The following is a 24,557-nucleotide window of genomic DNA, read 5'->3' on the forward strand; positions in this document are numbered from 1 at the left end:
GGTGGAGGACGCAGCGATCGTGCGGCAACACGCAGCCTTTGTCGCTTGTCGGGCGTGGCCGTCGGTTTCTACCGTGGTGTCAACCCAGTTACACACCGTGAGGAGCGGAGGTACCCCTCTGTGCCCGAGTCCCGTGTGCCGCGCCGACGGCGCTTCCTGGTCTGCGAACCCAGGCACTTCGCCGTGCAGTACGCGATCAATCCGTGGATGAGCACCGACCGACCGGTCGATGTCATACGCGCTCTCGACCAGTGGCAGGCGCTGGTCGACGCCTACCGTGCCCACGGCCACACCGTGGACGGCGTCGACCCGGTCCCGGGCCTGCCCGACATGGTGTTCGCCGCGAACTGCGCGGTCGTGGTCGAGGGGCGGGTCTTCGGCTCGCTCTTCCACGCGCCCGAGCGACGCCCCGAGTCGCTGCCGTTCATGGCGTGGTTCAAGACGCGGGGCTTCGAGGTCCAGCTTCCCGAGTCGGTCTGCGAGGGCGAGGGCGACCTGGTTCCGGCCGGCCGCTGGATCCTGGCGGGCACCGGGTTCCGCACCACCCGTGAGGCGCACCGCGAGGTGCAGGAGTTCTTCGGCGTGCCGGTGGTCTCGCTGACGCTGGTGGACCCGTACTTCTACCACCTGGACACGGCGCTGTTCGTGCTCGACGACGGGGCGGACGGCACCGAGGCGAACATCGCCTACTACCCCGAGGCGTTCTCGCCGGGCAGCCGCGAGGTTCTGGAGCGGCTCTACCCGGACGCGGTGCTCGCCACCCGCGAGGACGCCATGGCGTTCGGGCTGAACTCCGTCTCCGACGGGCGGCACGTGTTCCTCGCGCCAAAGGCCCGTGCCCTGGCCGACCGGCTCGCCGGCCGCGGCTACGTGCCCGTCCCCGTCGATCTGTCCGAGTTCCACAAGGCCGGTGGCGGCATCAAGTGCTGCACCCAGGAGATCCGGGAGACCCGCTCATGACCGCACCCGCCCCCGCCCGCGGCTCCGCGGAGCTGATCCGCGCGGAGGAGCCCGTCCTCGCGCACAACTACCATCCGCTGCCCGTGGTCGTGGCCCGCGCGGAGGGTGCCTGGGTCGAGGACGTGGAGGGCCGCCGCTATCTGGACATGCTGGCCGGCTACTCGGCGCTCAACTTCGGGCACCGCCACCCGGCGCTGATCGAGGCCGCCCACCGCCAGCTGGACCGGCTCACCCTCACCTCACGCGCCTTCCACAACGACCGGCTCGCGGGCTTCGCCGAGCGGCTGGCCGCGCTGACCGGCACGGACATGGTGCTGCCGATGAACACCGGCGCGGAGGCGGTGGAGAGCGGCATCAAGGTGGCCCGCAAGTGGGCCTACGACGTGAAGGGCGTCCCGGCGGACCGGGCGACGATCGTGGTCGCGGCGGACAACTTCCACGGCCGTACGACGACGATCGTCAGCTTCTCCACGGACGAGACGGCGCGCGCGGGCTTCGGCCCGTTCACGCCGGGTTTCCGGGTGGTGCCGTACAACGACCTGGCGGCCATGGAGGCGGCCGTCGACGAGACGACGGCGGCCGTGCTGATCGAGCCGATCCAGGGCGAGGCGGGGGTGCTGATCCCGGACGACGGCTATCTGGCCGGGGTGCGGGAGCTGACCCGCCGGGCGGGCTGTCTGTTCGTCGCGGACGAGATCCAGTCGGGTCTCGGCCGCACCGGGCACACCCTCGCCGTCGCGCACGAGTCGGTCGTGCCGGACGTGGTGCTGCTCGGCAAGGCGCTGGGCGGCGGCATCGTCCCGGTGTCGGCGGTGGTCGGCCGCCGGGACGTGCTGGGCGTGCTGCACCCGGGCGAGCACGGTTCGACGTTCGGCGGCAACCCGCTGGCGGCCGCGGTCGGCACGGCGGTGGTGGAGCTGCTGGAGACCGGCGAGTTCCAGCGCCGCGCGGCGGAGCTGGGCGCGGTGCTGCGCGAGGGTCTGGCCGCGCTGGTGGGCAGGGGTGTCGTCGGCTTCCGCGCGCGGGGGCTGTGGGCGGGGGTCGACGTGGACCCGGCGCTGGGCACCGGCCGTGAGATCAGCGAGCGGCTGATGCGCGAGGGCGTCCTCGTGAAGGACACGCACGGCTCGACGATCCGGCTGGCGCCGCCGCTGACGGTCACCGCCGCGGAGCTGGAGGGGGCGCTCGGGACGCTGGAGAAGGTCCTGACGTCCTGACCCGGGCGCGGCGCGTCCTACGGAGCGGTTCGGCCCCGGTCGAACCGCTCCACCCGCGTGACGTTCTCGCGGTCCTCGGCGTCCTCGCTCGGCCCGCCCGCGAACCAGGCGTCGAGGATCTCCCGCAGCAGCGGCGCCGACGTCAGGCGCAGGCTGAGGGCGAGCACGTTCGCGTCGTTCCACCGGCGGGCCCCGTCCGCCGTGTACGCGTCGGCGCACAGGGCCGCGCGGACGCCCGGCACCTTGTTGGCGGCGATCGACGCGCCGGTGCCGGTCCAGCAGCACACCACGGCCTGGTCGGCCCGCCCGTCGGCGACCTCGCGGGCGGCCCGCTCCGAGCACACGGCCCACCGGTCGTCCGCCCCGGCACTCAGCGCGCCGTGCGCGAGCACCTCGTGTCCGCGTCCGCGCAGCTCCTCCACGAGGAGCCGGGCCACGGGTTCGTCCATGTCGGAGGAGACGGCGATGCGCATGTGCGCAGGGTACCCACGCGGCCGCTCACCTCATCGGCTCAACCGCATGACCGAAGTCACGACCATACCCAGCATGATCGGGGGAACGGTACGACCTGAGACTCGTACGACCGAGCAGCGCTCCGCCAGGAGTGACTGCGCGTGGAAAGGAAGGCCGCCACGTCCCCCACCGACAACGGCCAGGAACCCGACGCCGCGGCGGTGCGCCGCCACCGGACCCTGTTCCGGGCCATCAAGCGCCGGCAGAACCCCCGGCTGCGCCGGTCGGACATCACCGTCACGGACGAGGCCGCGGTCAAGCGTGCCGTGAAGGCGGCGTCCCTCGGCAACGCCATGGAGTGGTTCGACTTCGGCATCTACGCCTATCTGGCCGGCACCATCGGCCGGGTGTTCTTCCCGTCCGGGAGCGACACGGCGCAGCTGCTCTCCTCGTTCGCCACGTTCGCCGTGGCGTTCCTGGTGCGTCCGCTGGGCGGCATGTTCTTCGGCCCGATGGGCGACAAGATCGGCCGCAAGAAGGTGCTCGCGCTGACGATGATCCTGATGGCGATCGGTACCGCCGCCATCGGACTCATCCCCAGCTACGCCTCGATCGGCTTCTGGGCCCCGGTCCTGCTGATCGTGTTCCGTCTGCTCCAGGGCTTCTCGACCGGCGGCGAGTACGGCGGTGCCTCCACGTTCATCGCCGAGTACGCGCCCGACAAGCGGCGCGGTTTCTTCGGCAGCTTCCTGGAGCTGGGCACGCTCGCCGGGTACACCGGCGCGGCGAGTCTGGTCACCGGCCTCACGGCCTGGCTCGGCAGCGACACGATGGACGCCTGGGGCTGGCGCATCCCGTTCCTGGTCGCGGCGCCGCTCGGCATCGTCGGTATCTACCTGCGGCTGAGGCTGGACGACACGCCCGCGTTCCTGAAGCTGGAGGACTCCAACGTCCACATCTCGGAGGCGGCGACGGCGGTGGAGACCACCGCCCGCGGCGACCTCGCCAAGATCTTCCGGACCCACTGGCGGTCGCTGGTGCTGTGCATCGCGCTGGTCGGCGCGTACAACATCACCGACTACATGCTGCTGTCGTACATGCCGACGTACCTGTCGGACGAGCTGGACTACAGCGAGAGCCACGGTCTGATGATCCTGGTGGCCACGATGGTGCTGCTGATGCTGATCATCAACCAGGTCGGCAGGCTGTCCGACCGCTTCGGCCGCAAGCCCCTGCTGATGACCGGCATGATCAGCTTCTTCGTCCTGTCCGCACCGGCCTTCGTGCTGGTCCAGGAGGGCAGTCTGCTCGCCGTCTCCGCGGGCATGCTGATGCTCGGACTGTCCCTGGTGTGCCTGCTGGGCACGATGTCGGCGGCGCTCCCCGCGATGTTCCCCACCAACGTCCGGTACGGGTCCCTGTCGGTCGGCTACAACCTCTCGGCGTCCCTGTTCGGCGGCACCACGCCGCTGGTCATCACCGCACTGATCAGCGTGACCGGCTCCGACATGATGCCCGCCTACTACGCGATGGCCGCGGCCCTGATCGGTGTCGTGGCGGTGGCCTGCATGAAGGAGACGGCCCAGCAGCCTCTCGAAGGCTCCCCGCCGTCGGTGCAGAGCGACGAGGAGGCCGCGGAGATGGTGGAGGCGCAGGCGCCGACGCCGAAGTTCTGACGGGAGTACGGCCGGCGGGCCGGGCACGTCCGGTTCCGGGCGGGCCCGGCCCGCACCTACACTGGCAGCCCGGCAGACGCCGGTCGACCAGTGAGAACACGGCGATCGTGCCGTCCCACCGGGCTGAGGAGCGACGCCTTGTTCTACTACGTCCTCAAATACGTGCTGTTGGGCCCGCTGCTGAGGCTGGTCTTCCGGCCGCGGATCGAGGGCCTGGACCACGTACCGGCGTCGGGGGCGGCCATCGTGGCGGGCAATCACCTCTCCTTCTCGGACCACTTCCTGATGCCCGCGGTGCTCAGACGCCGCATCACCTTCCTCGCCAAGGCCGAGTACTTCACCGGGCCGGGCCTGAAGGGCAGGCTGACGGCGTTCTTCTTCCGCAGCGCCGGGCAGATCCCCGTCGACCGCTCCGGCAAGGAGGCGGGGCAGGCCGCGATCCGCGAGGGCCTGGGCGTGCTGGGCAAGGACGAGCTGCTGGGCATCTACCCGGAGGGCACCCGCTCGCACGACGGACGGCTGTACAAGGGCAAGGTCGGCGTCGCGGTGATGGCGCTGCGGGCGGGGGTGCCCGTCGTGCCCTGCGCGATGATCGGCACGTTCGAGGCGCAGCCGCCGGGCCGGAAGATCCCCAAGGTGCACCCGGTGGTGATCCGCTTCGGCGAGCCCCTGGACTTCTCCCGCTACGCGGGAATGGAGGGCGAGAAGGCCGTGCTGCGCGCCGCCACCGACGAGATCATGTACGCCATCCTGTCGCTGTCCGGTCAGGAGTACGTCGACCGGTACGCCGCGGACGTGAAGGCCGAGGAGGCGGAGAAGGCGGCGCAGGGCCGCCGGTTCCCCCGCCTGCCGCACCGCTAGGGCCCGTTGACGACAGGGCCCGGGGCACGTCGTCTGCCGTCGGCAGAAGGCCGTGGCCGGTGCCGGGAGACACGCCTACGGTCGGCGTATGACACGTGCAGTGGTGATCGGGGCGACGGGACAGATCGGACGCGTGGCCGTGGGGGCACTGGCCCGGGACGGCTGGGAGGTGACGGCCGTCTCGCGGGGCGGCGGCCGGGACGCGCGGTGGCCGCGGGACGTACGGGTGGTACGGGCCGACCGGGAGGACGACGCGGCGCTGTCGGCCGCGGTCGGCGAGGGTTGCGACGTCCTGGTGGACACGGTGGCCTTCGACGCGGGGCACGCACGGCAGTTGACCGCGCTCGCCGGGCGGGTCGGCTCGGCCGTGGTCGTCTCCAGCGTCTCGGTCTACGAGGACGACGAGGGCCGGAACTTCGACACCCAGTCCGAGCCCGACGGCTTCCCGCACTACCCGGTGCCGCTCACGGAGGCGCAGCGCACCGTCGAGCCGGGCGATCACTCGTACAGCACCCGGAAGGTGGCGCTGGAACGTGAACTGCTCGCGTCGGGCGACCGGTTGCCGGCGACCCTGCTGCGCGCGGGCGCGGTGCACGGTCCGTACTGCCGGACCCCGCGCGAGCTGTACTTCGTCAAGCGCAATCTCGACGGCAGGCGCCGGCGTGTCCTCGCGTACGGGGGCGGGAGCCGCTTCCACCCGGCGAGTGTGCACACCGTCGCCGAGCTGATCCGGCTGGCCGCGCCCCGGCCGGGCAGCCGCGTCCTGAACGCGGTCGACCCGGACGCGCCGACGGTGGCGGAGATCGCGGCGGCCGTCGACGGGGTGATGGGCGTGGCGGCCGAGGACGTCCTGGTGGACGGGGAGCCGCCCGCGGAGACGGTGGGCGACACGCCGTGGTCGGTGTCCGCGCCCGTCGTGTGCGACATGAGCGAGGCGGAACGCCAGTTGGGCTACCGCCCGGTGGGCCGGTACGCCGACCACCTGGCGGAGACGGTCGCCTTCATCGAGGAGCGGCTGGCCGGACGGGACTGGCGGGAGGCGTACCCCAAGATGTTCCAGGCGTACGGCGACCTCTTCGACTACGCGGCGGAGGACGCCTGGTTCGCGGCGCGCCGGGGCTGAGCACGGCGAAGGGGCGGCCGGTCGGACCGGCCGCCCCCATGTGGTTGCCGCGATGGTCAGGGCTTGGGCGTGGCGTGCGGGGCGCAGGTCACGTCCTTGGGGTCCACCTTCCCGGTGAGCAGATAGGTGTCGACCCGGTCGTTGACGCACGGGTTGACCAGCCCGGTGACGCCGTGCGAGCCGGCGTCCCGCTCGGTGATGAGCCGGGATCCCTTGAACCGCTTGTGCAGTTCGACGGCGCCGCCGTACGGGGTGGCCGCGTCCCGTTCGGACTGGACGATCAGCACCGGCGGCAGGCCCTTGCCGGTCTTCACGTTCACCGGGGTGCGCTGCTTGACCGGCCAGGTGGCACAGGGCAGGTTCATCCAGGCGTTGGCCCAGGTCATGAACGGGTGGTCGCGGTGCAGCTTGGTGTTGTCGGCATCCCAGGTGCGCCAGTCGGTGGGCCACCGGGCGTCGGCGCACTCGACGGCCGTGTAGACGGCGTTGCCGTTCTCCGACGAGGCATTGCCCGCGGTGTCGGAGAGGTCCGGCGCGGCGGCGTCGACGAGGGCCTGGGTGTCACCGGCGACGTACTTGCCGAAGATGTCCGCGGTGGGCACCCACGCGGAGTCGTAGTACGGGGCGCTCTGGAAGAAGGAGATCAGCTCTGCCGGGCCCACGACGCCGCCGAGGGGTTCCTTCGCGGCGGTGGCGCGCAGCTTCAGCCACTGCTCCTGGACCTCGGCACGGGTGTCACCCAGGTGGAAGGTGGCGTCGTTCTTCGCGACCCAGTCCTGCCAGTCCTTCCAGCGCTGCTCGAAGGCGACGTCCTGGTCCAGGTTGGCCTGGTACCAGATCTTCTCGCGGGACGGGTTGACGACGCTGTCGACGACCATGCGGCGCACGTGGCCGGGGAAGAGGGTGCCGTAGACGGCGCCGAGGTAGGTGCCGTAGGAGACGCCGAGGAAGTTGAGCTTCTTCTCGCCGAGGGCGGCCCGGACGACGTCGAGGTCGCGGGCGGTGTTCGGCGTGGTCATGTGCGGGAGCATCTCGCCGCTGCGCTCGAAGCAGCCGTCGGCGTACTCCCGGGCGAGCTTGCGCTGGGCACGCTTGTCGGCCTCGGAGCCGGGCACGGGGTCCATCTTGGGTGCCTTGACGAACTCCTGCGGGTCGACGCAGGAGATGGGCGCGGACTTGCCGACGCCGCGCGGATCGAAGCCCACGAAGTCGTACGCCTCGGCCGTCTTGGCCCACACCGCGCTCTTGCCGGTGACGCGGGCCGGGAAGCGCAGTCCGGAGCCGCCCGGGCCGCCGGGGTTGTAGAGGAGGGCGCCCTGGCGCTGGCTCTTGGTGCCGGTGTTGCCGATGCGGTCGACGGCGATCTTGATCTGCCTGCCGAACGGCTTGGCGTAGTCGAGCGGCACCGTGACGTAGCCGCACTGGATCGGCTTGGGGAGGTTCCAGTCGGCGGGGCAGTCCTGCCAGTCGACCCCGGCGCGGGCGGCGCGGGCGGCGGCGATGACGGCACCGCGGGCCTCGTGGTCCCAGCCTTGCGCGGAGGGCTGCCCGGACGCGGGTGCGGCGCTCGCGGTGGGTGCCGTGACGGCACCGGCTATCAGCGTGGCGGTGACCAGCGCTCCGGCCGTGCCGAACGCCGTCGCCCTCCGCCGCACTCTGCTCTTGCTCAAGTGGCCCTCCCCGTACGTGTTCGTGACAAGTACGGGGATCCTCGCGGCTGTGCGTCGGCTGAGAACAGACCAAGTGCTACTTCTTTGCCAATCCGATAAACGGAGAAAGGCGTTCGCTAGTCGCGCCCCAGTGAGGCCAACGCCCCGTCCAGCAGCCGCCGCAGCCGCAACGCGTCCGGCGCCACCGCCGTCACCAGCGCGGCGGGGCCGGCCAGCGGCATGACGGCCGCGCCCTCCTCGAACACCCGGGCGGCCGGCGGCTCCGTCGCGAACCCGGGCCGTACGACGACCAGCTGGCCCACGGCACGGTGTCCGGCGAGCCCCGCGGGCCCGTCCCAGCCGCCCGGGGCGCCGGGCCCGCAGGCCAGTTCCTGGTCGAGGACGCCGCGGCCCTCGATCCGTACCGTCAGACGGCTGGTGAGGCGTCCCGGTTCCTCCCCGGCCCGGCCGAGCACCTGCTCCTCGCGCAGCAGCAGCCGGGCTCCGGCCGCGAGGTCGACGCGCGTGGCGACGTACAGGTCGCTGCCGTGCGCGGAGATCAGCTGCTCGGGCAGCCAGTGCAGTTCGGCGTCGTCGCCGACGGTGAGCCGGACGTCGTAGTGGGAGCCCGCCTTCTCCTGCCCCGGCAGGGCGAGGGTGGCGGCGGCCGAGCCGACCCGCAGCCGGGCGCCCCGGGCCGCCTCGGCCGTCACCGTGAAGTGGTCGCCACCGAGCGGCCCGCTCATCGCCCCGACCAGCATCACCCGGGCCTCGGCACCGCTCCCCCGCGTCCGGCGCACCGCGAGCGGCCCCTCGCCCTCCAGCACGGGCAGGGCGGTGCCGCCGCGCCCGTCGCCGCGGGCGAGAATCCGGGCCCTCGCCCGCACGCCGCCCGGACTGGTCACGCGGTCCACGCGGCGATCCGCCCCCTGACCCAGTCGGCGACCTCCCCGACGCCGTCCTCGCCGCGCAGCGACTGCAGGACGACGGGCAGTTCACCGCGCTGCGCCTTGGCGTCCGCGGCCATCCGCGCGAGGTCGGAGCCGACGTGGGGCGCGAGGTCGGTCTTGTTGACGATCAGCAGGTCGGCGGTGGCGACTCCGGGCCCGCCCTTGCGCGGGATGTCGTCGCCGCCGGCCACGTCGATCACGAAGATCTGGGCGTCGACGAGCCCCTTGGAGAAGGTGGCGGTGAGGTTGTCCCCGCCGGACTCCACGAGGACCAGGTCGAGCGGCCCGACCTCGTCCTCCAGGTCCTCCACGGCCTCCAGGTTGGCGGAGATGTCGTCCCGGATGGCGGTGTGCGGGCAGGCCCCGGTCTCCACGGCGGTGATCCGCTCGGGCGGCAGCACCGCCTCCCGGAGCAGGAACTCGGCGTCCTCGCGGGTGTAGATGTCGTTGGTCACCACTGCGAGCGACAACTCCTCGCGCAGGGCCCGGCAGAGCGCGGCTACGGTGGCGGTCTTCCCGGACCCGACGGGTCCACCGAGCCCGATCCGCACCGCCCGGCGCGTACCGTCGGGCCGCCTGGCATCGGCGGAGACGGCGGCGGGGAGTTCGTGGTGGTGGTCGAGATGCATGAGGCGGCTCCTTGGCAACCGGATTGCGTTGTCAGCCCGTCCGGCGCTTGAGGACGAGGCCGTCCAGGCCGAAGGGGGTCCAGGCCGAAGGGGGTCCAGGGGGCGAAGCCCCCTTGGCGGGGTCGAAGGGGCAGAGCCCCTGGGGTCGGGAATGGGAAGGGGCGGCGGGGGCGGACAACGCCCTACGAGGCGAACAACCGAACCGCCCACCCCGCATGCGCCTCCGCCGCGATCTCCAGCAACGGCGCCGACCGCGCGGGCAGCGCATCGACCCCGTCGGTCATGACGCGCGCCGCCGCCTCCACCGCGTCCCGCGCCACCAGATCCACGTCGTCCGCGAGCCGCGCCAGCGCCCCCGTCGCGTCGAAGGGGTCGAGGCTGAGCAGCCGCACGACCGCGGTGGCCGGCCCGCTCACCCCCTCGTAGGCGGAGCAGTACGCCGCGTCCAGCGCCCCCAGCCCGGCGGCGCGGGCGGCGACCCCCAGTACGACGGGCTGATGCGCGCCCTTGGGGAACCTCCCCGCCAGCGCGTCGAGTTCGGGATGCGGCCAGGTCGCCCGCGCGGCCCGCATCAGCTGCCGCCCGAGTCTGCGCGCCACCCCCCGCAGGGCGGGCGACGGGGTACGGGCGTCGGCTGCCCGGTCGAGCCCGACGGGGTCCGCGCCGAGGGCCGCGGCCGCCGCGAGGGACGCCGCGACGGCGCCGCTCGTGTGCAGCCGCCCCCGGCAGAACTCCTCCAGGCTCGCGGCGTCGGTCACGCGTCCCGCCCGGACGGCGGCCTCCGCCCCGCCGGAGTGGGCGTGCCCTCCGGCGGGGAAGCGGCCGTCCGCGAGGACGAGCAGTGCTGCGCGGCTCATCCCGGCGCTCAGAAGAGGAAGTACCGCTGGGCCAGCGGCAGTTCGGCGACGGGTGCGGGCTCGACGAGTTCGCCGTCGATGGTCACCGCGAAGGAGTCCGCGGCGACCTCCACGCGGGGCAGTGCGTCGTTCTCCCGCATGTCGGCCTTGGTACGGCCGCGCGTGGACCGGATCGGCACCAGCTCCCGCCCGAGTCCCAGCCGTTCCGCCAGTCCGTCCTCGACGGCCCGCTCGGCCACGAAGGCGACCGAGTTGGCGGCCGGCGCCGTCCCGTGGGCACCGAACATCGGGCGCGGCAGGACCGGCTGCGGGGTCGGGATGGAGGCGTTCGCGTCGCCCATCTGCGCGTACGCGATCTGGCCGCCCTTGAGGACGAGCTGCGGCTTCACCCCGAAGAACCGCGGCTCCCAGAGCACGAGGTCGGCGAGCTTGCCGCTCTCGACGGAGCCGACCTCGTGCTCGATGCCCTGCGCCACGGCGGGGTTGATCGTGTACTTGGCGACATAGCGACGGGCGCGCCGGTTGTCGGCCCGCGTGTCGCCGGGCAGGAAGCCGCGGCGCCGCTTCATCACGTGCGCGGTCTGCCAGGTCCGCATGATCACCTCGCCGATGCGGCCCATGGCCTGGGCGTCCGACGCCATGATGGAGATCGCCCCCATGTCGTGCAGGACGTCCTCGGCGGCGATGGTGCTGGGCCGGATACGGGACTCGGCGAAGGCCAGGTCCTCGGGGACGGCCGGGTTCAGGTGGTGGCAGACCATCAGCATGTCGAGGTGTTCCTCGACGGTGTTGACGGTGTGCGGCCGGGTCGGGTTGGTGGAGGCCGGCAGCATGTTGGGCAGTGACACCGCGGTGATCATGTCGGGTGCGTGGCCTCCGCCCGCGCCCTCGACGTGGAAGGCGTGCAGGGTGCGGCCCGCGACCGCGTCGAAGGTGTCGCCGACGAAGCCCGCCTCGTTCAGGGTGTCGGTGTGGACGGCGAGCTGGACGCCGGACTCCTCGCAGACGTCCAGGCAGGCGGAGATGACGGCGGGGGTGGCGCCCCAGTCCTCGTGGATCTTGAAGCCGAGCACTCCGGCGCGGAGCTGGTCGCGCATCGACTCCTTGGACATGGTGCTGCCCTTGCCCAGGAAGCCGATGTTGACGGGGCTCGACTCCAGGGCGGCGAACATCCGCGCCAGGTGCCACGAACCCGGGGTGACGGTGGTCGCCTTGCTGCCCTCGGCCGGCCCCGTGCCGCCGCCGATGAGGGTGGTGACGCCCGACGCCAGGGCCTCGTCGACCGCGGTCGGCGCGATGAAGTGCACGTGGGTGTCGATGCCGCCCGCGGTGAGGATCTTGCCGTTGCCCGCGATGACCTCCGTCTCGGGCCCGATGACGAGGTCGGGGTGGACGCCGTCCATCGTGTCCGGGTTGCCGGACTTGCCGATGCCGGTGATCCGGCCGTCCCGGATGCCGACGTCGGCCTTGACGATGCCCCAGTGGTCGATGATCACGGCACCCGTGACAACGGTGTCGGGGGCGCCTTCGGCGCGCGTGGCGCGCGACTGGCCCATGGATTCGCGCAGCACCTTGCCGCCGCCGAAGACGGCCTCGTCCCCGGAGCGGCCCGGGCCGCCCGCGCGGTCCTCCTCGATCTCGACGAAGAGGTCGGTGTCGGCGAGGCGGACCCGGTCGCCGGTGGTCGGGCCGAACAGGTCGGCGTAGGCGCCGCGGGACAGCTCAGGCATCGAGGGCACCTCCGGTGGCGCCGCGCAGGCCCATGACGACGCGGGCACCCGCGAGGGGGACCAGTTCGACGTCGACGGGGATGCCGGGCTCGAACCGGACGGCGGTGCCGGCGGCGATGTTCAGCCGGGTGCCGTGCGCGGCGGTGCGGTCGAACTCGAGACCGGGGTTGGCCTCGGCGAAGTGGTAGTGGGAGCCGACCTGGACGGGCCGGTCGGCGGTGTTGAGAACGGTCAGACGGGTGACCGGGCGCCCCTCGTTGAAGGGGACCGGCGCGTCGGCGAAGAGGATCTCTCCGGGAATCATGGCCGCCGCCCCGTCAGACGATCGGTTCGTGGACGGTGACCAGCTTGGTGCCGTCCGGGAAGGTGGCCTCGACCTGCACGTCGTGGATCATCTCGGGGACTCCCTCCATGACCTCGTCGCGCTGGAGCACCTTGCGTCCGGAGGACATGAGTTCACCCACGGTCCGCCCGTCCCGGGCGCCTTCGAGGATGTGCGCGGTGATCAGCGCGACGACCTCGGGGTGGTTGAGCTTCACGCCTCGCGCGCGACGCTTCTCCGCCACGTCCGCGGCCACATGGATGAGCAGTCTCTCCTGCTCGTGCGGGGTCAGTTGCATGTAGCACCTCACAGGACATGACGCCGGGACCGGACGGTCCGGGCTGCCGCGGCCACCACGGCGGCTCAAGATGTAACACACACGGATGGACCGCCAAGCACCTGCCGTTCCACGAAAACCGCAGGTGGATAGGGTGGAGGCTACGGCTGGCGTGTTTCCGTCGCATGACCGGGTTTTGACCGACTGATTACCGGTGGTGTCGACGCGTTGACGCCTGCCCGCACGCGGACGCCGCCGACCAGCGGCCGTCCGCCGGGCGCTAGGCCGGGTTCGGCCCGCGGTGCTCCGCGGCGATGCCGAAGCGGTGGGGTTCGCGGGGCGGGGCGGCGGCCGTGTCCTGGACGCCGGCGACCGAGGTGATCACCTGTCCCTCCGACGGTTCCCCGGCCTCCTGCTCCAGGCGCTCCAGGTCGGCGGCGGAGACGAGGGCGACGAGAGGCTTGCCGTGCCGCGTGACGACGACGCGTTCACCGCCGTACACCACCCGGTTGATCAGGTCGGCGAGCTCAGCCCTGGCTTGCGTCACCGGAATCTCGTAGGCCATGCACCCAGCTTACGGTTCACCCCGCGCCGACCGGCTGCGCCGCCGCCGGGCCGGGTGGACGATGGGAGCGGAGGCACCCCCTCGCCCCATGGCCACGCCCCGCGGGAGGTACCCATGACCGGCGAACCGTCGTTCTTCGAGCTCGGCGTGGCGGACCCCGAGCGCGGGCGGGTCTTCTACGGCACCCTGTTCGGCTGGGCCCTCGAGGCGGGCCCCACGGGGGACGGGTTCTCCATCGGCACCGCCGGGCTGCCGGGCGGCATGCACGGCGGTGACCCGGGCGCCTCCCCGTACCTGTTCTTCCGGGTCGACGACCTGGACGCCGCCGTGGCCCGGGTGCGTGAGCTGGGCGGCTCCGTCGAGGAGCTGGGCGAGGAGGGCGGGGAGGAGGCGGGGTCGGCGGCCCGCTTCGGGCGGTTCAAGCTCTGCCGGGACGACCAGGGCTCCGTCTTCGGCCTGCACGAGCCACCGCACGGGAACTGATCGCGGGGTTACGCGATTTCCCACCCCTCGCAATGTACGTCCTGTACATTTTATGCGGAGCCAGTGCAGCCGAAGAGGGTTCCGCCACGAGGAGGGGTTCGCCATGACCCGACCGCCCGCCCGACATGTCCTGCCCGAGTTCACCGAGCGCACTAGTGCCGGCTCCCGGACGTCGGACCCGTACTCGAAGCTGCTGGAGGAGCGGATCGTCTTCCTCGGGACGCCGGTCGACGAGACCTCCGCGAACGATGTGACGGCGCAGTTCATGCACCTGGAGCACCGGGCCCCGGACCGGGACATCGCCCTCTGCATCAACTCCCCCGGCGGCTCGTTCACGGCCATGACGGCGATCTACGACACGATGCGCCACGTCGCCTGCGACGTGGAGACGACCTGCCTGGGACAGGCCGGCGCCTCCGCCGCCCTGCTGCTGGCGGCGGGCACGCCGGGCAAGCGCGCGATGCTGCCCGGGGCGCGGGTGGTGCTGCGTCAGCCGTTGCTCGCCGATCCGGTGGAGGGGCAGGCGAGCGACCTGGCCATCCAAGCCGAGGAGTTGACCCGGATCCGCGCCCGCCTGGAGGAGATCCTTGTACGGCACACGGGCCGCACTCCGGCGCAGGTGACCGAGGACATCGAGCGGAGCACCGTCCTGGACGCCCAACAGGCCCTGGAGTACGGGCTGGTGGACCGGATCGTGTCCGACCGCTCGGCCGTGGCCGGCGCACCCGGCACCCGGTGAACGGCCGATGCTGCCACCGGAACTGCCGCCCCTGCCCGCCCTGACCCGCGCCGAGGCGCAGCTGATCGACCGCTACCTGGACGTCGTCGACCTGCTCGGGCGCATCAACCCCGCGCGGGACGGCGACACCTACCGGGGACTGCGGGCCGCCCAGGCGCTGGTCGGGAAGGCCGCGGCCCTGCGCGACGCGCTGGAGCTGATGCACGCGCGAGGTGAGACCGAACTGCACGCGCCCACCCTCGCCCGGGCCCTGCGCGTGCTGGACGGCGAGCGGCGGACGGGACGCCTCAGCCTTCCGCCGCGTTCCGAGAGTTGAGCGGGCGGGGTTCGAAACGGACCAAAAGACGTACCTCCTTTCGGCGTAGGAACACACCCGGTTGACGACCGGTCCGAGTTGCGCGGCCGCCCTCTCCCGACGTCCGCACCCACCGCTGCGCCGCTGGTCCCGGGGTCGTCACCGCCTACCGCCCCGGCTCGAACACGGGGGTGTCCACCCGAACGGGTGGGTGGTGAGTAACAACACAAAAGCCACGTTCCGTTGGGAATTCCCCATCCGGCGAGACAAGATCCGTGACTGACGACAAGCCCCCGCCACAGCGGCGGGGCGGTCCGGGCGGACGCCGAATCCTGCCGCCGCCCGGACGACCGGTCGCGAGGGAAGTGGATCGGCAGGAGTGGAGGACCCGAGCACGACGGGTCGCAGGAGCGGTCGCCCTCCGTGGGAGAGGCGCCGGACCGAGCAGCCCTTGGGGTGAAGCCGCATGCGTGCGGCCGGGCAACTTCGCCAGCCCGAATCCGACAGGTCATCCTTCACAGGCGGCTGACGAAGGGTTGCGCATGTTCGCGCTCAATCGTGTCCCGTCCCTGATGGCTCGTGCCGGTACGGCCTCGGCCCTCACTCTCGCCGCGGTGGGCGGCTCCGTCGTGGTCCCCGGTTTCTCCTCGGAGGCGGCCGCGGCGAGCCATGCGACGAAGGCCCTCAAGATCGCGGCCTCCAAGAAGGGCTCCCCCTACAGGTGGGGCGCCGTCGGGCCCCGCAGGTTCGACTGCTCCGGCCTGACGCTGTACTCGTTCAAGAAGGCCGGCAAGAAACTGCCGCGCACGGCCGCCCAGCAGTACAACAAGACCCGCCACGTCTCGGCCAAGAAGCGCAAGGCCGGAGACCTGGTCTTCTTCCACTCGGGCCGCAGCGTCTACCACGTCGGCATCTACGCCGGTAAGGGCAAGCTCTGGCACGCCCCGAAGACCGGGGACGTGGTGCGCCTGCAGAAGATCTGGACCGGGAGCGTCTCCTACGGCCGGGTCAAGTAGCCCCCTGGGGGTCAAGCAGCCCCTGGAGGGTCGAGTGCCCCGTGATCGAGCGACACGGGGTCAAACGGCCCGGGGGCGCGTAGCTCTCCCGAGGGGGATGACGGCGTTCTGCCCCGCCGTCACCCCCTCCACGGGGGCCGGCCGGCCGGGGGCGCTCCAGGGCAGTTCGATGAAGACGGTCTTGCCGCCCTCCCGCGTCGGGCGGACCCGCAGCTTGCCGCCGCATTCGGCCGTCAGCCAGCGGATGATCACCATCCCGCGGCCGTTGTCCTGCTGCACGGCGGCGGGCAGCCGCTTGGGGAATCGCGGATGGCTGTCGGTGACGCCGATGCGCAGCCGCTCGTCACGGTCGAGGACGAGGTCCACCGTGAAGGTGGGCGACTGCCCGAGCGTGTGCTGGACCGCGTTGGTCGCCAGTTCGGAGACGATGAGCCGGACCGTGTCGGACACGTCGGCGTCCGCCGGCAGGCCCCACTCCACCAGCGTGTCGACCACATAGGTGCGCGCGGCTGCCACCGAGGCGGGATCGCTCGGCAGAGTGACGGATGCTTCCAGGTGATCGGCCATGGCGACGTCGCCCCTTTCTCACGGGACCGTGGTCCGACACGAAGCGGATGGTTCGAGTACGGTCCCGGACTGGTGCTTCGCCGTCAGACTGCCATCACCCGGCCCGTGAAGGACGGCGATCCACCAAGATATGCATATATCTGTCGCTCGAAGCGGTGAACTCTGCGACGGCAGAGCGGATTTGGGCGGCCCATAAGGAGTAAGGGAGTGGCCCATGCAGCACGGTCCGGTGGTGCGCCGCAGGAAGCTGGGCGCGGAACTGCGCGCCCTGCGCACGACGGCGGGCATCACCAGCGGGGAGGCGGCCCGGCTGGTGGGCTGGCACCAGTCGAAGGTCAGCCGCATCGAGACCGGGACGAGCGGGGCGAAACCGGCCGACGTGCGGTTACTGCTCGACGCCTACGGCGTGGACGACGACCAGCTGCGCGGGCTGCTGGTCATGCTGGCGCGCTCCGACGACGCGGGCGGCCGGCACCACTGGTGGCACGCCTACCGCGGGGTGCTGCCGCCCACCTACCGCGACTTCATCAGCCTGGAGTCCCAGGCCGGCGCCATGCGCACACTGGAGACCACGGTGGTCCCCGGACTCCTCCAGACACCGGAGTACGCCCGCGAGGTGACGCGGGCCGCCGTGGACGGGATGCCGGAGGAACGACTGGACGCGCTGGTGGAGGTCAGGCTGGCCCGGCAGGACGTGCTGCGCGGCGAACCGCCGCTGGAGCTGAGCGCGGTGCTGGACGAGGCGGTGTTGCGCCGGCAGGTGGGCGGCCCGGGGGTGATGGCCCGTCAGCTGGAGCGGCTGGTGGAGGCGGCGCGTCTGCCCCATGTCCGGCTCCAGGTACTGCCCTTTGCCGCCGGGGCGCACATCGGTGTCACCGGCCCTTTCGTAATCTTCTCTTTTTCGAGCACTTCTGATCTGGACGTGGTTGTTCTCGACCACTTGACGAGTAGCCTGCACCTCGAACGGAAAGAAGACCTAGAGGCCTATACCGAGGCCTTCAACGCCCTTCTGATCCATGCCCTTTCGCCCGAGGACTCGTTGGACTTCATCGCCGCGACCGCGGCAGGCGCGTAAGGAGGCACCATGTCAGGCTCCATGTCCGAACTTCCCCGGAACATCCCTGCCGGCACCGATCTGACCGGCGTCCGGTGGCTGCGCAGCAGCTACAGCACGGGCGCGAACAACTGCGTGGAGACGGCCCGGCCGTCGGCCGGCCGCTGGGCCGGACTGCTCGCGGTGCGCGACTCCAAGAACCCCGCCGGGGCCGCCCTGCTCTTCTCCCCCGAGAGCTGGACGTCCTTCACCGCCGGGATCCACCAGGACTGACCACCCCACGAGAGGTCGGACGACGCACGGCCATGCCACGCCGACTCATGGTCGCGTCTCGCCGATCACCCGCACCGCGCGTTCGATCTGTTCCCCGGAGAGGTCCGCCCGAGCGGTCAGCCTGAGCCGTGACACACCGTCCGGCACGGAAGGAGGACGGAAACAGCCCACGGACAGGCCGGCCGCACGGCAGTCGGCGGCCCACCGCACCGCCCCCTCCGGGGAGGGCGCGCGCACCGAGACCACCGCGGCGTCCGGACGTACCGCCGCCAGGCCCGAGGCGGTCAGGCGCGCGTGCAGTTCGGCGGCGACGGAACGGGCCCGCGCCGCGCGTTCCGGCTCGCGGCGCAGCAGGGTCAGCGCGGCCAGCGCCGCGCCCGTCGCGGCGGGGGCGAGACCGGTGTCGAAGATGAACGTCCGGGCGGCGTTGACCAGGTGGCCGATCACCCGGGCCGGACCCAGTACCGCACCTCCCTGGCTGCCCAGCGACTTGGACAGCGTGACCGTGGCGACGACGTCGTCCCGGCCCGCCAGACCCGCCGCGTACGGGGCGCCCCGGCCGCCGTCGCCGAGCACCCCCAGTCCGTGCGCGTCGTCCACGACCAGACCGGCGCCGTGCTCCCGGCACACGTCGGCGAGGGCGGGCAGCGGCGCGGCGTCGCCGTCGACCGAGAAGACCGTGTCGGAGACGGCGACCGCGGGCCCGTCGTGCGTCGCCAGCGCCTTGCGCACGGCGTCCGGTTCGGCGTGCGCCACCACCTGGGTCGCGCCCCGGGCCAGTCGGCAGCCGTCGATCAGCGAGGCGTGGTTGCCCGCGTCGGAGACGACCAGGCTGCCGTGCGGCGCCAGGGCGGTGACCGCCGCGAGGTTGGCCGCGTAGCCGGAGGAGAACACGAGCGCGGCCTCGAATCCGCAGAACGCGGCCAGTTCGCGTTCGAGTGCGGCGTGCAGTTCGGTCGTGCCGGTCACGAGCCGGGAACCGGTCGCGCCGCCGCCCCAGGTGCGCGCCGCCCGCGCCGCGCCCTCGGTGATCTCCGGGTGCCGGGCCAGTCCGAGGTAGTCGTTGCTCGCCAGGTCCAGCAGCGGCGAGTCGGCCGGGCGGGGGCGCAGAACCCGTACGAGTCCCGCCTCGTGGCGCGCCCGGGCCTGTTCGTCGATCCAGCCGAACGCCATGAGCCGTCCCTCCGGGAATTTGTAGGCAATGGACAGACACTAGCGGCATCGCCACCCCCGCGAGGTGTGGCAATACCCACACGTCGATCTGTCAGTGTTGTGCAAACTCTCCTTGGCCCCGGGCGGGCCCTTAGGACAGGATCGGCTCTCATGGACCTGCTGAACACGCTGGTGGACAAGGGGCTTCGGCGCGAGTCGCCGACCCGCGAGGAGGCGCTCGCCGTCCTCGCCACTTCCGACGACGACCTGCTCGATGTGGTGGCCGCGGCCGGCAAGGTGCGCCGGCACTGGTTCGGCCGGCGGGTGAAACTCAACTACCTCGTCAACCTCAAGTCGGGCCTGTGCCCCGAGGACTGCTCCTACTGCTCGCAGCGGCTGGGCTCCAAGGCGGAGATCCTCAAGTACACCTGGCTCAAGCCCGAGCAGGCCACCGCGGCCGCCGCCGCCGGGGTGTCCGGGGGCGCCAAGCGGGTGTGCCTGGTGGCCAGCGGACGCGGCCCGACCGACCGGGACGTGGACCGGGTCTCGGACACCATCAAGGCCATCAAGGAGCAGGACGGGTCCGTCGAGGTGTGCGCCTGCCTGGGGCTGCTCTCCGACGGTCAGGCGGAGCGGCTGCGCGAGGCGGGCGCCGACGCCTACAACCACAACCTCAACACGTCCGAGGCGACGTACGGGGACATCACGACCACGCACACGTACGCCGACCGGGTGGACACGGTGCGCAAGGCGCACGCGGCCGGGCTTTCCGCCTGTTCGGGCCTCATCGCGGGCATGGGCGAGAGCGACGAGGACCTGGTCGACGTGGTCTTCTCGCTGCGCGAACTGGACCCGGACTCGGTGCCGGTCAACTTCCTGATCCCGATGGAGGGCACGCCGCTGGCCAAGGAGTGGCACCTCACCCCGCAGCGCTGCCTGCGCATCCTGGCGATGACCCGGTTCGTCTGCCCGGACGTCGAGGTGCGCATCGCCGGCGGGCGCGAGGTCCACCTGCGCACCATGCAGCCGCTGGCCCTGAACCTGGCCAACTCCATCTTCCTGGGCGACTACCTCACCAGTGAGGGCCAGGCCGGCCACGCCGACCTGGAGATGATCGCGGACGCCGGCTTCGAGGTGGAGGGCGCCGACCGGGTGACCCTGCCGGAGCACCGGGTCACGGCCGCCGGTGGCGGCTGCGGATCGCACGCGGGCGGCGGCTGCGGGTCGCACGGGGACGGCGAGGAGGGCGGGGGCTGCGGGTCGCACGCCGACGGCGGGGTCTGCGCTCCGGCGCCGGCCGCCCGGACCGAGGAGCCCCGGACGGATCTGGTGGCCGTGCGCCGCCGCGGTGCCGGGACGGATCTCGCGCCCAATGCCTGAGCCCGCGCTGACGGTGGACGAGCTGCTGGCGCTCGACCGGCGGCACGTCTGGCACCCGTACGGCCCCATGCCGGGCCGGCAGGACCCGCTCGTCGTGGAGTCGGCGAGCGGGGTGCGGCTGCGTCCCGCGGACGGCTCGGCGGAGCTGGTGGACGGGATGTCGTCCTGGTGGTCGGCGATCCACGGCTACAACCACCCGGTGCTGAACGAGGCCGCCCGCGAGCAGTTGGGGCGGATGAGCCACGTGATGTTCGGCGGGCTCACCCACGAGCCCGCCGTCCGGCTGGCGAAGCTCCTTGTCGACATGTCGCCGGACGGACTCGAGCACGTCTTCCTCGCCGACTCCGGTTCGGTCTCCGTCGAGGTCGCGGTCAAGATGTGCCTCCAGTACTGGCGTTCGCTGGGCCGCCCCGCCAAGCGCCGCCTGCTGACCTGGCGCGGCGGCTACCACGGCGACACCTGGCAGCCCATGTCGGTGTGCGACCCGGAGGGCGGGATGCACGAGCTGTGGTCGGGCGCCCTGCCGCGCCAGGTCTTCGCCGACGCGCCGCCCGCCGAGTACGACGAGACGTACGCCGACCATCTGCGGTCGACGATCGAGCGGCACGCCGACGAACTGGCCGCGGTGATCGTCGAGCCGGTCGTGCAGGGCGCCGGTGGCATGCGGTTCCACTCCCCCGCGTACCTGCGGGTGCTGCGGGAGGCGTGCGACGCGCACGGCGTGCTGCTGGTGTTCGACGAGATCGCGACCGGCTTCGGACGGACCGGCGCGCTGTTCGCGGCGGAGCACGCGGCGGTGGCGCCGGACGTGATGTGCGTCGGCAAGGCGCTGACCGGCGGCTATCTGACGATGGCGGCGACCCTGTGCACGTCGGAGGTGGCCGACGGCATCTCGCGCGGCGAGGTGCCGGTCCTGGCCCACGGGCCGACGTTCATGGGCAATCCGCTGGCCTCGGCCGTGGCCTGCGCGTCGATCGGGCTGCTGCTCGGCCAGGACTGGCTCGCGGAGGTCAAGCGGATCGAGTCCGGCCTGCGCGACGGTCTGGCCCCCGCGGCCGGGCTGCCGGGCGTCACGGACGTACGGGTGCTGGGCGCGATCGGTGTGGTGCAGCTCGACCACGCCGTCGACATGCGGGCGGCGACCGCGGCGGCCGTCCGCGAGGGTGTGTGGCTGCGGCCGTTCCGCGACCTGATCTACACCATGCCGCCGTACGTCACGGGCGACGCGGACGTGGCACGCATCGCCCGCGCGGTGTGCGCGGCGGCAGGAAAGGGATGACATGCCGGTACTGGTGATCACGGGCACGGGCACGGAGATCGGCAAGACGGTCGTGACGGCCGCCGTCGCCGCGACGGCGCTGGCGGGCGGCCGGTCGGTGGCGGTGCTGAAGGCCGCGCAGACGGGCGTGGGGCCGGACGAGCCGGGGGACGCGAGAGAGGTGGCGCGCCTCGCGGGGGCCGTGACGGCGGCCGAGGTGGCCCGCTTTCCGGAGCCGTTGGCGCCCGGCACGGCCGCGCGCCGGGCCGGACGGGCGCCGGTGCGCCCGGCGGAGGTGGCCGAGGCCGCGGACAAGCTGGCCACCGAGCACGATCTGGTGCTGGTCGAGGGGGCGGGCGGACTGCTGGTCCGCTTCGACGCGGACGGCGGGACGCTGGCGGACGTCGCCGCGCTGCTGGGCGCCCCGGTGCTGCTGGTGACGGCGGCGGGCCTCGGCACGCTCAACACCACGGAGCTGACGGCACGTGAACTGCGCTCCCGCGGTCTCGACCTGCCCGGTGTGGTGATCGGCAGCTGGCCCGGGGGCCCGGACCTCGCCGCGCGCTGCAACCTCGCGGACCTCCCGGAGGTGTCCGGCGCTCCGCTGCTCGGCGCCGTCCCCGCCGGGGCGGCTGCCCTGCCGCCGGCCGCCTTCCGGTCGGCGGCGCCGGGATGGCTGGCGCCCCGGCTGGACGGCACGTGGGACGCGGCGGCCTTCGGGGCGCGGGAGGCGCCCTGAGCGGCAGGGCGCATCCGGCCGCCGGTGCGGTGGGTGCGGAGCGGTCGTACGGGGGACAATCGCGGTAAGGCACCACCTCGTGAGGGAGGGCCCATGCCGCTGCGATCCGCCCGTGGGGTGCCGCGGGACGCCGTGCACCATCCGCTCTTCGCCCGCTACTACGCCCGGGCCAGTGTGGGCGCCGAGACCCGGATGGGCGTGGGGCGCGTCCGCGAGCGGCTGCTGTCCGGGCTGTCCGGGCGGGTGATCGAGGTCGGCGCGGGCAACGGGCTGAACTTCTCGCACTATCCGGGCGCCGTCTCGGAGGTCGTCGCCATCGAACCGGAGCGGCTGCTGCGGCGGTTGGCGGTGGAGGCGGCGCTGCGCGCCCGGGTGCCGGTGGACGTGGCGCCGGGTGCGGCCGAGGCGCTGCCGGTCAAGAGCGAGGCCTTCGACGCGGTCGTGGTCTCGCTCGTCCTGTGCAGCGTCCGCGACGTGCCGCGGGCGCTCGGGGAGGCGCGGCGGGTGCTGCGGCCCGGCGGCCAGCTGCGGTTCTTCGAGCACGGCCGGGGCGGTGGGCGGATGATGACTTTCACCCAGCGCGCCCTGGACCGGACGCTGTGGCCGCCGCTGTCCGGCGGCTGCCACCTGTCCCGCGATCCCGTCGCCGCGCTGCGCGACGCGGGGTTCGCGCTCGGCCCCTACCGGCGGATGATGATCCCGGAACACGGTCCGGCACTGCCCAGTTCGTACTGCGTCCTCGGCACGGCCTGGCGCCCACCGGAGACGGGGTCCGGGACGGGCCGGCTCTAGGGACGGTCGCGTGCTGGCGGCCGGCGCCCGCGGGTGATTGACTCCCGTGTCACCGAAAGCCCCGGTGTGCGAGGAGAGTTCATGTCGCGTCCGTTCCGGTTCGGCGTCAGCCTGGTGGTCTCGGCCCCGGCCGACGAGTGGAGTGCGAAGTGCCGGCGGGCCGAGGAGCTGGGGTACGACGTGATCCTGGTCCCGGACCATCTGGGCATGGTGGCGCCGTTCCCGGCGCTGGTGGCGGCGGCGCGGGCCACCGAGCGGCCCCGGCTCGGCACGTTCGTGCTCAACGCGGGCCTCTGGAACCCGGCGCTGCTGGCCCGGGAGGTGGCGACCACGGACGCCCTCACCGGCGGACGGCTGGAACTGGGGCTGGGCACCGGGTACGTGCGGGAGGAGCACGACAGGGCCGGGCTGCCCTTCGGCTCACCCGGCGAACGGGTGGACCGTCTGCGGCACACCGTCGAGGAGCTGGAGCGGCTGCTCGGCGACCCGGAGCACCTGCCGCGCCCGGCGCAGCGGCCCGGGGTGCCGCTGCTGATCGGCGCGAACGGCGACCGGATGCTGGAGCTGACGGCCCGGCACGCCGACGTCGCCGCGTTCACCGGCGGGCGCACGCTGCAGCGGACAGGACGGCTCGCGCCGATCACCGCAGAGGAGCTGGACGAGCGCGTCGCCCGGTACCGGGAGCTGGCGGCGGGCCGCGCGGAGCCTGCGGAGCTGAACCTGCTCATCCAGATGGTCGTCGTCACCGGGGACCGTGAGGCGGCCGTCCGGCCCTTCCTGGAACACGTACCGCATCTGACCGCCGGACAGGTGCTGGACCTGCCCATCTTCCTGACCGGGACGCTGGAGCAGATCACCGCGCAGCTCCGGGCGCAGCGCGAGCGGTACGGGTTCACCTACCTCACCGTGCTGGAGCCGTACATGGAGGCGTTCGCGCCGGTGATGCGCGCCCTGCGGGAGGACTGAGCCGGGCCGGCGTCCGCATGCCGGAATTCCCGTACCGGTGTGCGTCCGGCGTGCTGGGATCGCGGCATGACCGATCTGCGCATACGGGCCGCCGGGCCCGAGGACCTGGACACCGTGCTGGCCTTCTGGAAGGTGGCCGCCGAGGGCACGAGCATCAGCGACGACCGGGAGGGCGTGGAGCGGCTGGTCGCCCGCGACCCGGAGGCGCTGGTCCTGGCCGAGCGCGACGGGGAGCTGGTGGGCACGGTCGTCGCGGGGTTCGACGGCTGGCGCTGCCATCTGTACCGGCTGGCGGTGCACCCGGAGCAGCGGCGCCGGGGCATCGGCACCGCCCTGCTCGCGGCGGCCGAGGAGCGGTTCGTACGGCTCGGGGGGCGCCGCGGGGACGCGATGGTGCTGCGGCGCAACGAGCGGGCGCAGCATGCCTGGCGGGCGGCCGGGTACGCGCCCGAGGAGCAGTGGCGACGCTGGGTGAAGCCGCTCACGGAGTGAACAGCGAACGGACTGAAAGGTTGAGCGCCGGCGCATGAGCGAGTCCCTCCACGGCAAGACTCCCGGCGCCTCCCCCGGCGCA

Annotated in this window: 28 protein-coding genes and 1 riboswitch; of the genes, 17 read left to right on the forward strand and 11 right to left on the reverse strand. The window is 72.7% G+C overall.

Annotated features, from left to right (window positions below):
- Positions 1-45: 45 nt before the first annotated feature.
- A complete protein-coding gene (gene ddaH / locus DMH12_RS07940) occupies positions 46-960 on the forward strand; it encodes a dimethylargininase (protein WP_399186843.1) in 915 nt (304 codons plus the stop codon).
- Positions 957-2,177, forward strand: coding sequence for an ornithine--oxo-acid transaminase (gene rocD / locus DMH12_RS07945; protein WP_125490846.1), 1,221 nt, complete (start codon positions 957-959; stop codon positions 2,175-2,177). Before ddaH ends, rocD begins: the two co-directional genes overlap by 4 nt.
- A gap of 17 nt (positions 2,178-2,194) precedes the next feature.
- On the opposite strand, the gene DMH12_RS07950 is transcribed toward rocD, so the two are convergent.
- Positions 2,195-2,650, reverse strand: a complete 456-nt coding sequence (locus DMH12_RS07950; RefSeq protein WP_125490847.1) for an RpiB/LacA/LacB family sugar-phosphate isomerase — start codon at positions 2,648-2,650, stop codon at positions 2,195-2,197.
- A 141-nt stretch (positions 2,651-2,791) separates the two neighbouring features.
- Here DMH12_RS07950 and proP point away from each other — a divergent pair, with 141 nt between their 5' ends.
- From proP to DMH12_RS07965, 3 genes are all read left to right on the forward strand, one after another.
- Positions 2,792-4,306 (forward strand): glycine betaine/L-proline transporter ProP, encoded by a 1,515-nt coding sequence (gene proP / locus DMH12_RS07955; RefSeq protein ID WP_125490848.1) that lies wholly within the window; start codon positions 2,792-2,794, stop codon positions 4,304-4,306.
- A 138-nt stretch (positions 4,307-4,444) separates the two neighbouring features.
- Positions 4,445-5,167 (forward strand): 1-acyl-sn-glycerol-3-phosphate acyltransferase, encoded by a 723-nt coding sequence (locus DMH12_RS07960; RefSeq protein WP_125490849.1) that lies wholly within the window; start codon positions 4,445-4,447, stop codon positions 5,165-5,167.
- Between the two features lie 88 nt (positions 5,168-5,255).
- Positions 5,256-6,290 carry an NAD(P)-dependent oxidoreductase gene (locus tag DMH12_RS07965; protein ID WP_125490850.1) on the forward strand — a complete coding sequence of 345 codons (1,035 nt, stop codon included), beginning with the start codon at positions 5,256-5,258 and terminating at the stop codon, positions 6,288-6,290.
- 56 nt (positions 6,291-6,346) lie between these two features.
- On the opposite strand, the gene DMH12_RS07970 is transcribed toward DMH12_RS07965, so the two are convergent.
- The 8 genes from DMH12_RS07970 to DMH12_RS08010 form a co-directional block, all read right to left on the reverse strand.
- Positions 6,347-7,960, reverse strand: coding sequence for an alpha/beta hydrolase (locus DMH12_RS07970; RefSeq protein WP_125490851.1), 1,614 nt, complete (start codon positions 7,958-7,960; stop codon positions 6,347-6,349).
- Between the two features lie 116 nt (positions 7,961-8,076).
- Positions 8,077-8,853 carry an urease accessory protein UreD gene (locus DMH12_RS07975; protein WP_185832198.1) on the reverse strand — a complete coding sequence of 259 codons (777 nt, stop codon included), beginning with the start codon at positions 8,851-8,853 and terminating at the stop codon, positions 8,077-8,079.
- Positions 8,841-9,518, reverse strand: coding sequence for an urease accessory protein UreG (gene ureG, locus DMH12_RS07980; protein WP_125490852.1), 678 nt, complete (start codon positions 9,516-9,518; stop codon positions 8,841-8,843). Before ureG ends, DMH12_RS07975 begins: the two co-directional genes overlap by 13 nt.
- 182 nt (positions 9,519-9,700) lie before the next feature.
- Complete coding sequence (locus DMH12_RS07990) at positions 9,701-10,375, reverse strand: urease accessory protein UreF (protein ID WP_125490854.1); 675 nt, start codon at positions 10,373-10,375, stop codon at positions 9,701-9,703.
- 8 nt (positions 10,376-10,383) lie between these two features.
- Entirely contained in the window at positions 10,384-12,105 is a 1,722-nt protein-coding gene (locus DMH12_RS07995; RefSeq protein WP_125490855.1) for an urease subunit alpha, read from the reverse strand.
- Positions 12,098-12,409 carry an urease subunit beta gene (locus DMH12_RS08000; RefSeq protein ID WP_125490856.1) on the reverse strand — a complete coding sequence of 104 codons (312 nt, stop codon included), beginning with the start codon at positions 12,407-12,409 and terminating at the stop codon, positions 12,098-12,100. Before DMH12_RS08000 ends, DMH12_RS07995 begins: the two co-directional genes overlap by 8 nt.
- A 13-nt stretch (positions 12,410-12,422) precedes the next feature.
- Complete coding sequence (locus DMH12_RS08005) at positions 12,423-12,725, reverse strand: urease subunit gamma (protein ID WP_064726706.1); 303 nt, start codon at positions 12,723-12,725, stop codon at positions 12,423-12,425.
- A 259-nt stretch (positions 12,726-12,984) separates the two neighbouring features.
- Entirely contained in the window at positions 12,985-13,269 is a 285-nt protein-coding gene (locus DMH12_RS08010; RefSeq protein WP_125490857.1) for a type II toxin-antitoxin system Phd/YefM family antitoxin, read from the reverse strand.
- A 114-nt stretch (positions 13,270-13,383) separates the two neighbouring features.
- Here DMH12_RS08010 and DMH12_RS08015 point away from each other — a divergent pair, with 114 nt between their 5' ends.
- From DMH12_RS08015 to DMH12_RS08030, 4 genes are all read left to right on the forward strand, one after another.
- Entirely contained in the window at positions 13,384-13,752 is a 369-nt protein-coding gene (locus DMH12_RS08015; RefSeq protein ID WP_125490858.1) for a VOC family protein, read from the forward strand.
- A gap of 103 nt (positions 13,753-13,855) precedes the next feature.
- Complete coding sequence (locus DMH12_RS08020) at positions 13,856-14,491, forward strand: ATP-dependent Clp protease proteolytic subunit (RefSeq protein WP_125490859.1); 636 nt, start codon at positions 13,856-13,858, stop codon at positions 14,489-14,491.
- 7 nt (positions 14,492-14,498) lie between these two features.
- On the forward strand, positions 14,499-14,807 hold the full coding sequence (locus DMH12_RS08025) for a hypothetical protein (protein WP_125490860.1): 309 nt from the start codon (positions 14,499-14,501) through the stop codon (positions 14,805-14,807).
- Positions 14,808-15,191: 384 nt separating this feature from the next.
- Positions 15,192-15,325: riboswitch (cyclic di-AMP (ydaO/yuaA leader) on the forward strand.
- Positions 15,326-15,328: 3 nt separating this feature from the next.
- Positions 15,329-15,802 carry a C40 family peptidase gene (locus DMH12_RS08030; RefSeq protein WP_122620915.1) on the forward strand — a complete coding sequence of 158 codons (474 nt, stop codon included), beginning with the start codon at positions 15,329-15,331 and terminating at the stop codon, positions 15,800-15,802.
- Between the two features lie 60 nt (positions 15,803-15,862).
- On the opposite strand, the gene DMH12_RS08035 is transcribed toward DMH12_RS08030, so the two are convergent.
- Entirely contained in the window at positions 15,863-16,369 is a 507-nt protein-coding gene (locus DMH12_RS08035; RefSeq protein WP_125490861.1) for an ATP-binding protein, read from the reverse strand.
- 214 nt (positions 16,370-16,583) lie between these two features.
- Here DMH12_RS08035 and DMH12_RS08040 point away from each other — a divergent pair, with 214 nt between their 5' ends.
- Complete coding sequence (locus DMH12_RS08040) at positions 16,584-17,444, forward strand: helix-turn-helix transcriptional regulator (RefSeq protein WP_125490862.1); 861 nt, start codon at positions 16,584-16,586, stop codon at positions 17,442-17,444.
- A gap of 21 nt (positions 17,445-17,465) precedes the next feature.
- Entirely contained in the window at positions 17,466-17,696 is a 231-nt protein-coding gene (locus DMH12_RS08045; RefSeq protein WP_122620918.1) for a DUF397 domain-containing protein, read from the forward strand.
- A gap of 45 nt (positions 17,697-17,741) precedes the next feature.
- Here the strand turns inward: DMH12_RS08045 and DMH12_RS08050 are convergent, their stop codons facing one another.
- On the reverse strand, positions 17,742-18,869 hold the full coding sequence (locus DMH12_RS08050; protein WP_125490863.1) for an 8-amino-7-oxononanoate synthase: 1,128 nt from the start codon (positions 18,867-18,869) through the stop codon (positions 17,742-17,744).
- A gap of 150 nt (positions 18,870-19,019) precedes the next feature.
- Between DMH12_RS08050 and bioB the strand changes: the two genes are divergently transcribed.
- From bioB to DMH12_RS08080, 6 genes are all read left to right on the forward strand, one after another.
- Positions 19,020-20,228 (forward strand): biotin synthase BioB, encoded by a 1,209-nt coding sequence (bioB, locus tag DMH12_RS08055; RefSeq protein WP_125490864.1) that lies wholly within the window; start codon positions 19,020-19,022, stop codon positions 20,226-20,228.
- Complete coding sequence (locus DMH12_RS08060) at positions 20,221-21,507, forward strand: adenosylmethionine--8-amino-7-oxononanoate transaminase (RefSeq protein ID WP_125490865.1); 1,287 nt, start codon at positions 20,221-20,223, stop codon at positions 21,505-21,507. The genes bioB and DMH12_RS08060 overlap by 8 nt, the downstream gene beginning before the upstream one ends.
- A gap of 1 nt (position 21,508) precedes the next feature.
- Positions 21,509-22,225, forward strand: a complete 717-nt coding sequence (gene bioD, locus DMH12_RS08065; RefSeq protein WP_125490866.1) for a dethiobiotin synthase — start codon at positions 21,509-21,511, stop codon at positions 22,223-22,225.
- A gap of 93 nt (positions 22,226-22,318) precedes the next feature.
- The gene (locus DMH12_RS08070) at positions 22,319-23,017 is read left to right on the forward strand and encodes a class I SAM-dependent methyltransferase (protein ID WP_125490867.1); all 699 of its coding nucleotides are present in this window, start codon (positions 22,319-22,321) and stop codon (positions 23,015-23,017) included.
- 81 nt (positions 23,018-23,098) lie between these two features.
- Positions 23,099-23,983, forward strand: coding sequence for an LLM class F420-dependent oxidoreductase (locus DMH12_RS08075; protein ID WP_125490868.1), 885 nt, complete (start codon positions 23,099-23,101; stop codon positions 23,981-23,983).
- A 66-nt stretch (positions 23,984-24,049) separates the two neighbouring features.
- Positions 24,050-24,475, forward strand: a complete 426-nt coding sequence (locus DMH12_RS08080) for a GNAT family N-acetyltransferase (RefSeq protein WP_125490869.1) — start codon at positions 24,050-24,052, stop codon at positions 24,473-24,475.
- Positions 24,476-24,557: the final 82 nt, after the last annotated feature.

This window comes from Streptomyces sp. WAC 04229, assembly GCF_003947455.1.
Lineage (GTDB): Bacteria > Actinomycetota > Actinomycetes > Streptomycetales > Streptomycetaceae > Streptomyces.

Coding starts and splice junctions, on each gene's coding strand:
- DMH12_RS08005 (WP_064726706.1), bottom strand. CDS start 12,725: ATGCAACTGACCCCGCACGAGCAGGAGAGACTGCTCATCCATGTGGCC.
- ureG (WP_125490852.1), bottom strand. CDS start 9,518: ATGCATCTCGACCACCACCACGAACTCCCCGCCGCCGTCTCCGCCGAT.
- DMH12_RS08075 (WP_125490868.1), top strand. CDS start 23,099: ATGTCGCGTCCGTTCCGGTTCGGCGTCAGCCTGGTGGTCTCGGCCCCG.
- DMH12_RS08015 (WP_125490858.1), top strand. CDS start 13,384: ATGACCGGCGAACCGTCGTTCTTCGAGCTCGGCGTGGCGGACCCCGAG.
- DMH12_RS08050 (WP_125490863.1), bottom strand. CDS start 18,869: ATGGCGTTCGGCTGGATCGACGAACAGGCCCGGGCGCGCCACGAGGCG.
- DMH12_RS07965 (WP_125490850.1), top strand. CDS start 5,256: ATGACACGTGCAGTGGTGATCGGGGCGACGGGACAGATCGGACGCGTG.
- DMH12_RS08010 (WP_125490857.1), bottom strand. CDS start 13,269: ATGGCCTACGAGATTCCGGTGACGCAAGCCAGGGCTGAGCTCGCCGAC.
- bioD (WP_125490866.1), top strand. CDS start 21,509: ATGCCGGTACTGGTGATCACGGGCACGGGCACGGAGATCGGCAAGACG.
- DMH12_RS08035 (WP_125490861.1), bottom strand. CDS start 16,369: ATGGCCGATCACCTGGAAGCATCCGTCACTCTGCCGAGCGATCCCGCC.
- DMH12_RS08060 (WP_125490865.1), top strand. CDS start 20,221: ATGCCTGAGCCCGCGCTGACGGTGGACGAGCTGCTGGCGCTCGACCGG.
- DMH12_RS08045 (WP_122620918.1), top strand. CDS start 17,466: ATGTCCGAACTTCCCCGGAACATCCCTGCCGGCACCGATCTGACCGGC.
- DMH12_RS08030 (WP_122620915.1), top strand. CDS start 15,329: ATGTTCGCGCTCAATCGTGTCCCGTCCCTGATGGCTCGTGCCGGTACG.
- rocD (WP_125490846.1), top strand. CDS start 957: ATGACCGCACCCGCCCCCGCCCGCGGCTCCGCGGAGCTGATCCGCGCG.
- DMH12_RS08080 (WP_125490869.1), top strand. CDS start 24,050: ATGACCGATCTGCGCATACGGGCCGCCGGGCCCGAGGACCTGGACACC.
- bioB (WP_125490864.1), top strand. CDS start 19,020: ATGGACCTGCTGAACACGCTGGTGGACAAGGGGCTTCGGCGCGAGTCG.
- DMH12_RS07990 (WP_125490854.1), bottom strand. CDS start 10,375: ATGAGCCGCGCAGCACTGCTCGTCCTCGCGGACGGCCGCTTCCCCGCC.
- DMH12_RS08020 (WP_125490859.1), top strand. CDS start 13,856: ATGACCCGACCGCCCGCCCGACATGTCCTGCCCGAGTTCACCGAGCGC.
- DMH12_RS08025 (WP_125490860.1), top strand. CDS start 14,499: ATGCTGCCACCGGAACTGCCGCCCCTGCCCGCCCTGACCCGCGCCGAG.
- DMH12_RS08040 (WP_125490862.1), top strand. CDS start 16,584: ATGCAGCACGGTCCGGTGGTGCGCCGCAGGAAGCTGGGCGCGGAACTG.
- DMH12_RS07950 (WP_125490847.1), bottom strand. CDS start 2,650: ATGCGCATCGCCGTCTCCTCCGACATGGACGAACCCGTGGCCCGGCTC.
- DMH12_RS08070 (WP_125490867.1), top strand. CDS start 22,319: ATGCCGCTGCGATCCGCCCGTGGGGTGCCGCGGGACGCCGTGCACCAT.
- DMH12_RS07995 (WP_125490855.1), bottom strand. CDS start 12,105: ATGCCTGAGCTGTCCCGCGGCGCCTACGCCGACCTGTTCGGCCCGACC.
- DMH12_RS08000 (WP_125490856.1), bottom strand. CDS start 12,409: ATGATTCCCGGAGAGATCCTCTTCGCCGACGCGCCGGTCCCCTTCAAC.